Raw genomic sequence first — 7,280 nt, forward strand, 5'->3', positions numbered from 1 at the left:
CGTCATTCCGGGGCGCTCGCGCAGCGAGCGAACCCGGAATCCAGCAGTTCAGAGCACCTCGGGATTCCGGGTTCGCGAGCTACGCTCGCGCCCCGGAATGACGGTGCAAGGAACTACTCGCTCGCCGCCAGCACCGTGCCCTCGACTTCGCCGAAGCCGACGCGGTAGCCGTCGCCTTGGCACCAGCCGCGCATCACCAGGCTGTCGCCGTCTTCGAGGAAGCCGCGGGTCTCGCCCCCCGGCAGCTGCACCGGCTCCGAGCCGTTCCAGCTCAATTCCAGCAGGCTGCCGAGCTGATCCTTCTCCGGGCCCGACACCGTGCCGGAGCCGAGCAGGTCGCCAACGCTCATCGCGCAGCCGCTCGAGGCGTGGTGCACGAGCTGCTGCACCGACGACCAGTACATGTATTTGAAATTGGTGGCGCTGATCCGCGCAGGCTTCGGCATCGCAGGCGTCCGCAACGCGACCTCCAGCGACATGTCGTAATTGTTGGCGCCCTTCTGCTGCAGATACGGCAGCGGCGCCGGGTCCTGAACCGGCCCAACCACGCGAAACGGCTCCAGCGCCTCGCGGGTGACGATCCACGGGCTGATCGAGGTCGCGAACGCCTTGGCCTGGAACGGCCCGAGCGGCACGTACTCCCATTGCTGGATGTCGCGCGCGCTCCAGTCGTTGAGCAAAGTGAACCCGAAGATCATTTCCTCGGCCTGCTGTTCGGTCAGCGTCGACCCCATTACTGAGGACTGCCCGACCACCACGCCGATCTCGAGTTCGAAATCGAGCCGCTTGCAAGGTCCGAAGCTCGGCAGTTCGGCCGACGGCGGTTTGAGCTGGCCTCGCGGGCGATGAATCTTCGTGCCGCTGACCACCACGGTCGAGGCGCGGCCGTTGTAGCCGATCGGGATGTGCAGCCAGTTCGGCAGCAGCGGATTGGTCTTGTCACGGAACATGGTGCCGACATTGGTGGCGTGTTCCTTCGACGAATAGAAGTCGGTGAAGCCCTCAACACGCAGCGGCAGATGCAGCTTCACCTGGCGCATCGGCAGCAGCGCCTTGGCGCGCAGCTCCGCATTTTCGCGCAACTCGGGATTATCGTGCCGCAGCAGCGCACTGATCCGCGCCCGCGTGCTGCGCCAAACGTTCGGCCCGAGCGCCATGAAGGCGTTGATCGACCCTTGCGCGAACACGCCCTCCGGCAGATCGAGCAGCTTCGCGGCCTGCAGCGCAGCCAGATCGAGCACGAACTCACCGATCGCGACACCGACACGGGGCGATGGATGATCTGCAGTCGAGAACACACCGTAAGGCAGGTTCTGGATCGGAAAGTCGGATTCCGGTTTTACATCGACGAAGGAGCACAAGCGGGGATCGTTGGGATGCATGTTCAGTCCTGGATTTCGTTAGCTTCGATGCCATCGTACTCGAACGTCGTCATGGCCGGGCTTGTCCCGGCCATCCACGCCTTCGTCGCGATCTATGCAGCAAGAGTGGATGCCCGGGACGAGCCCGGGCATGACAGGTTGATGGGTCGTACCAAAACAGCTGGATTGCTTCGTCGCTCCGCTCCTCGCAGTGACGAAGATACTACTCCGCATCCGGCTGCCGGCCCGGCTCGGCGGCGACGAAGGCGTCGATCTTCATTGCTTCGGCTTCGATCTGGCGGATGCGTTCGAATGGGGCGAGGTCGGCGTCGAAGCGGCGAGCGTTGAACACTTGCGGGACGATGCAGATGTCTGCGAGCGTCGGCCTTTGGCCGAATGCGAACGGCCCCGGCGTCTGCGCCAGCCGCGCCTCGATCGCCGCAAAGCCTTGCTCGATCCATTCCTTCGACCAGCGCGCGCTGTCGACCTCGTCGACGCCGAGTTCGCTGAGCCGCTTCAGGATGCGCAGGTTGCCGATCGGATGGATATCGCAGGCCACCGCATAGGCGATCTCGCGCACGATGGCGCGAGCCTTCGGATCTTTCGGCAGCAGCGGCGGCTCAGGGTGGGTCTCGTCGAGATACTCGATGATCGCCAGCGATTGCCCGAGGTTGAACTCGCCCTCGCTCCAATACGGCACCAGGCCGGCCGGATTGATCCAGCGGAACGCCTCAAGGTTCTGTTCGCCGTTGCGCAGGTGGACGTAGCGCTGCGCCACCACGATGTTCTTCAAGTTGAGCGCGATCCGCACCCGATACGCCGCGGAGGAGCGGAAATAGCCGTACAGCACCGCGGCGTCGTGATCCTGAGCTTTGGTCATGGCCGGTTCGGATCGAAGCGCTTTTCGAGGCCGTTCCAGCAGTCGGCGTAATCGTCCTGCAGCAGGCCGGAGCTTGCCGCATACTCAGTGACGCGCTGCGGATAGCGGGTCTCGAACATGAACGCCATCGTGCCGGTCAGCTTCACGGGCTTCAGCTCACCGTTGCTAGCATGATCGAACGCCTCGCGATCAGGGCCATGCGGCAGCATCATGTTGTGCAGCGACGCGCCGCCCGGCACGAAGCCCTGCGGCTTGGCGTCGTAGACGCCGTAGATCAGCCCCATGAACTCCGACATGATGTTCATGTGATACCATGGCGGCCGGAACGTGTTCTCGGCCACCATCCAGCGCTCGGGGAAGATCACGAAGTCGATGTTCGCGGTGCCCGGCGTCTCGGACGGCGAGGTCAGCACGGTGAAGATCGACGGATCGGGATGGTCGAAGCCAATCGCTCCGACCGGCGAATAGGTCCGCAGGTCGTATTTGTACGGCGCGTAGTTGCCGTGCCAGGCGACGACGTCGATCGGCGAATGCGGCAGCTTGGTCACGTACAGCGAACCGCCCCATTTCACATACAGTTCAGTCGGCGTGTCCTTATCCTCATAGGCAGCGACCGGCGTCAGGAAGTCGCGCGAATTGGCGAGGCAATTGGCGCCGATCGGGCCGCGCTCCGGCAGTGTGAACGCGCCGCCATAGTTTTCGCACAGGTAGCCGCGCGCCGGGCCATCGACCAACTCGACCCGAAACTTGACGCCGCGCGGGATCACGGCAATCTCCGCCGGCTCGATGCTGATGACGCCGAACTCGGTGACGAGGCGCAGGCTGCCCTGCTGCGGCACGAACATCATCTCGCCATCGGCATTGTAGAAGTGCTGATCGACCATCGACTGGGTGATCAGATAAAGATGCGTCGCCATTCCGGCTTGGGTGTTGACGTCGCCGGCCGTCGTCATGGTGCGCACGCCCTGCAGGAAAGTCAGCTTGTCCTGCGGCATCGGCGGCGGGTCCCAGCGCAGCTGCGCGATCGGCAAATCGTGCTCGAAGCACGGCGCCGAACGCCACAACCCCATATCGGCCTTGGCGAAGCGGCCGGAGTGCTTCACTGACGGGCGGATACGATACAGCCAGCTCCGCTCGTTGGCGCCGCGCGGTGCGGTGAAGGGCGATCCGGACAATTGCTCGGCGTAGAGACCATAGGCGCAGCGCTGCGGCGAATTGCGTCCGACCGGCAATGCGCCGGGCAGCGCCTCGGTCTCGAACGAATTGCCGAAGCCGGACATGTAGCCGGGCGTGATGCCTTGCGATGAGCCGCCGAGGATCTGCGGCGCGGCATTGATGTTCATGGTCGTCCTCCGATCGGTTGGCGCGGACGCGGCCGAAGCCGCGCGCGCGGTTCGGACTAACCGCCCTGCAGGGCGGCCCACATTTCGCGATCGCGCTCGGCGGTCCAGATCACCGGATCGTCGATGCCCGAGGCTTCGTCGAACGCCCGCGACACGTTGAACGGCAGGCAGTGCTCGTAGATCGCGAAGGACGCGAACTTCGGGTCCATCACCTCGCGGGCGGCGTCCCAGGTCTCCTTCAGGCTGCGGCCCTTGGCGACCGAGATCTCGGCAGCGCCGTACAGCGTGCCGACGAAATCGCGCGTCATCGCGATCGCCTCGCGCGTGGTCTCCAGCCCCTTCAGCGCGTCGCCGCGCCCGGGCGCGATCGCCTTCGGATTGAACTCGCGGATCTCGTTCAGCGTCGCCGGCCATTCGCGCAAGTAAGCGTCGCCGCAATAGCAGGCCGAGTGATACTCGACGAGGTCGCCGGTGAACATCACCTGCGCGTCCGGCACCCAGGCGACGATGTCACCCGACGTATGGCCGGCGCCGAGCTGCATCAGCCGCACCTCACGCTTGCCCAGGAAGACCGACATCTCGCCGTCGAACGCCAGCGTCGGCCAGGTCAGGCCCGGAATGCTCTCGGCATCCTGGAACAGCCGCGGAAACCGGCCGTATTCCGAATCCCAATCCTGCTGGCCGCGCTCCTCGATCAGTCGGTAGGTCTCCTGCGACGCGATGATGCCTTGCGCCTGATAGGCCGACGCGCCGAGCACGCGCACCGCATGATAGTGCGACAGCACCACGTATTTGATCGGCTTGTCGGTGACGCTGCGGACGCGCTCGATCACCTTGCCGGCCATCGCCGGCGTCGCCTGCGCGTCGAACACCAGACAGCCATCGTCGCCGACGATCACCGCCGAATTCGGATCACCCTCCGCCGTGAATGCGTACAGATCGGGACCAATCTCGGAGAACGTCACATTCTTCTCGGCGAGGTCGGTGGTGGAGGCAAAGCCTTTGGCCATGTGAGGTCCTTACTCTGTTTCTAGTTGGTCATTCCGGGGCGCTCGCGCAGCGAGCGAACCCGGAATCCCGAGCTGTTCTGCGACCGCCGCTTCGCACTATCACTTCGAGATTCCGGGTTCGCGCCTCGCGGCGCGCCCCGGAATGACGAACCTTGGGGCGAGGCGCCTGCGCCGCGCGGTTTCGTTGACGCCGCTCACTCCGGTTGCCCCTCCACCACGCTCCGCTTCGCCAGCGCTGTCGCCTCGCGAAGCAGATCGAGATCGCCGATGTGGTTGGCGAGGATCAGCACCAGCGCCGCGTCGAGCGCCGCGCTCTGTTCGTCGCTGAGGCCGCGATGCGTCTCGACGATCAGCCGGTAGGCAGCATCGGGATCGGCGAAATTGCTTCTGGTCAACAGCACGGCGCTCATGACGCGCCCCTCCCGCTTGCCCGCGCCAGCGCCGCATCGATTGCATCTGTCGTCGGGTGCCTGAACCGCGCGGCGACGTAGCCGTCGGGGCGCAGCAGATAGGCCGAGCCCGGCGCCGCATCGTAGCGCTGCGCGAAGGCGCCCTGCTGGTCGCGCAGCGGCGCGTCGTCGCCGATGCGCAGACTTGCGACTCCGGCGGGCAGCGGCGCGCGCACGCCGTTGGCGCTTTCGATCAGGACGAAGTTACGGCCCGCCTGTGTGAACGCATCGGTGAGAAACCGCGGCTCACCTTCGGCGGAACACAGCGGCGCATCGATCAGCGCGGCGCCTGGGCGTGGACCGGCAGCCCAGCCATCGACATCCGGCGTGGACAGGGGGCTGTCGTACACCGAAGGCGTCGACAGCCGGCCGGCATTGACCATCCGCTTGGCGAATTCGACATCGTGCGCCAGCGCCAGCACCGCGTCGCGCAGCCGGCGTTCCTGCTTGGAATGGGGCGCGATGAAATCGGTCGAACGGGTGGAGTGACGGATGTTGTCGTCGGCCGCCTGGCTGCGCTCGATATCGTAGCTGTCGAGCAGGCTCGCCGGCGCCTGCCCGCGCAACACCAGATCGAGCTTCCAGGCGAGGTTCTCGCCGTCCTCCAGACCCGAATTCGCGCCGCGCGCGCCGAACGGCGACACCTGATGCGCAGAGTCGCCGGCGAAGATCACCCGCTCGTGCAGAAAGCGTTGCATCCGCCGGCACTGGAACTTGTAGATCGAGATCCACTCGAAGCTGAAATCGCCGTGGCCGAGCATCCGCTCGATCCGGGGCCGTACCCGCTCCGGCTGGCGCTCGACCGCGGCATCGGCCTCGGGGCCGATCTGCAGGTCGATCCGCCAGACATCGTCGGGCTGGCGATGCAGCAATGCCGATTGGCCGGAGTGGAACGGCGGGTCGAACCAGAACCAGCGCTCGGTCGGAAACTCCGCCGTCATCTTCACGTCGGCGATCAGGAACTGATCCTCGAACACCTCGCCGGCGAACTCGGCGCCGACCATGCCGCGCAGCGCCGAGCGGGCGCCGTCGCAGGCGACCACATAGTCGGCCGCCAGCCGATACGGCCCATCCGGTGTCTCGATCGTCAGCTCGGCATGATCGTTGTGCTGGGCGAGCGCCGTCACCTTGTTGCGCCAGCGCAGGTCGATTCCCGGCAGTTGCTGCACCCGGCCGACCAGGAACGCCTCGGCGTAGTATTGCTGCAGATTGATGAAGGCCGGCATCTTGTGGCCGGTCTCCGGCAGCAGGTCGAAGCGGTACACCATCTCGTCGCGGCGAAAGATCTTGCCGACCTGCCAGACGACGCCCTTCTCGACCATCTGCGTGCCGACGCCGAGCCGGTCCCAGACTTCAAGCGCGCGCTTGGAGAAGCAGATCGCGCGCGAGCCTTCGCCGATCCGATCGGCATCGTCGAGCAGCACGACGTTTTGGCCGCGCTGCGCCAGATCGATCGCCAGCGACAGCCCGACCGGACCGGCGCCGACCACCACGACCGGATGGCGCGCGGGTTCCTGACGATCCTGATCCGCGTGCCGGCGATAGCCGAACTGGAAATGCTCCTGATGGGCCATCGGCCTCAGCCCTGCCGACCCGTCCCGTGCAAAGCGCTGGTCAAGGCGTCCTCCTGCGTGATAGTTTCATTTGCAACTATCTAAGCCGCGATCGTCGCGCCGCGCAACCCGGCCCCGGAGAAATTTTTGCCGAAGCTCGATTTGTTCTCGTTCGTGCCGTTCCAGCTCAACCGGCTGGCCGCGGAAGTCAGCGCCGCGTTGTCGGAGGAGTATCAGCAGCGCTACGGGCTGGATATTCCGGGCTGGCGCATTCTCGCCACGCTCGGCTTCCGCAACGACGCCTGCACGGCGCAGTTCATTGCGCAGTGCACACGCACGCACAAATCGACCATCAGCCGGGCAGTGACCGGCCTGCTCGAGCGCGAACTGATCGAACGGGTCGAGAACGAGGACGATCGCCGCGAGTTTCGGCTGCGGCTCACCAAGAAGGGCCGCGCGCTGTATCACGAGCTGGTGCCGCGGCTGAAGCGCAAGGAACAGGAGATCCTGTCCTGCCTGACGGAGCGGGAGCGGGAGCAACTGGCCGCCGCCCTCGGCAAGATCGAGCGACATCTGAACCTGATCCAGGCCAGCCACGACCATTCCGAGACGGCGCCGGCTTCCATCAGGTAGTCGGTCGTTCGGCGCCGCGTCGCGAGCCGGAAACTCGGGACTGCTGCCACG

Annotated in this window: 7 protein-coding genes; 1 reads left to right on the forward strand and 6 read right to left on the reverse strand. The window is 65.5% G+C overall.

Annotation, left to right across the window (positions count from 1 at the left end; translation table 11 throughout):
- Positions 1–113: 113 nt before the first annotated feature.
- The 6 genes from fahA to DU475_RS22420 all read right to left on the reverse strand — a co-directional run bounded on the left by fahA (position 114) and on the right by DU475_RS22420 (position 6,617).
- Entirely contained in the window at positions 114–1,382 is a 1,269-nt protein-coding gene (gene fahA, locus DU475_RS22395) for a fumarylacetoacetase (RefSeq protein WP_164633362.1), read from the reverse strand.
- Between the two features lie 202 nt (positions 1,383–1,584).
- The gene (gene maiA, locus DU475_RS22400; protein ID WP_164633363.1) at positions 1,585–2,241 is read right to left on the reverse strand and encodes a maleylacetoacetate isomerase; all 657 of its coding nucleotides are present in this window, start codon (positions 2,239–2,241) and stop codon (positions 1,585–1,587) included.
- Complete coding sequence (gene hmgA / locus DU475_RS22405; RefSeq protein ID WP_164633364.1) at positions 2,238–3,584, reverse strand: homogentisate 1,2-dioxygenase; 1,347 nt, start codon at positions 3,582–3,584, stop codon at positions 2,238–2,240. Before hmgA ends, maiA begins: the two co-directional genes overlap by 4 nt.
- A gap of 56 nt (positions 3,585–3,640) precedes the next feature.
- Positions 3,641–4,594: an MBL fold metallo-hydrolase gene (locus DU475_RS22410; RefSeq protein WP_164633365.1), complete on the reverse strand. Its 954-nt coding sequence runs from the start codon at positions 4,592–4,594 to the stop codon at positions 3,641–3,643.
- Between the two features lie 194 nt (positions 4,595–4,788).
- Positions 4,789–5,004, reverse strand: a complete 216-nt coding sequence (locus DU475_RS22415) for a DUF2783 domain-containing protein (protein WP_013504484.1) — start codon at positions 5,002–5,004, stop codon at positions 4,789–4,791.
- Entirely contained in the window at positions 5,001–6,617 is a 1,617-nt protein-coding gene (locus tag DU475_RS22420; protein ID WP_164633366.1) for an FAD-dependent oxidoreductase, read from the reverse strand. The genes DU475_RS22415 and DU475_RS22420 overlap by 4 nt, the downstream gene beginning before the upstream one ends.
- A gap of 126 nt (positions 6,618–6,743) precedes the next feature.
- On the opposite strand from DU475_RS22420, the gene DU475_RS22425 reads away from it, so the two are divergent.
- Positions 6,744–7,229: a MarR family winged helix-turn-helix transcriptional regulator gene (locus DU475_RS22425; protein ID WP_164633367.1), complete on the forward strand. Its 486-nt coding sequence runs from the start codon at positions 6,744–6,746 to the stop codon at positions 7,227–7,229.
- The last annotated feature ends 51 nt before the right edge of the window (positions 7,230–7,280 follow it).

The sequence above is a fragment of the Rhodopseudomonas sp. WA056 genome, assembly GCF_010906995.1.
GTDB lineage: Bacteria > Pseudomonadota > Alphaproteobacteria > Rhizobiales > Xanthobacteraceae > Rhodopseudomonas > Rhodopseudomonas palustris_G.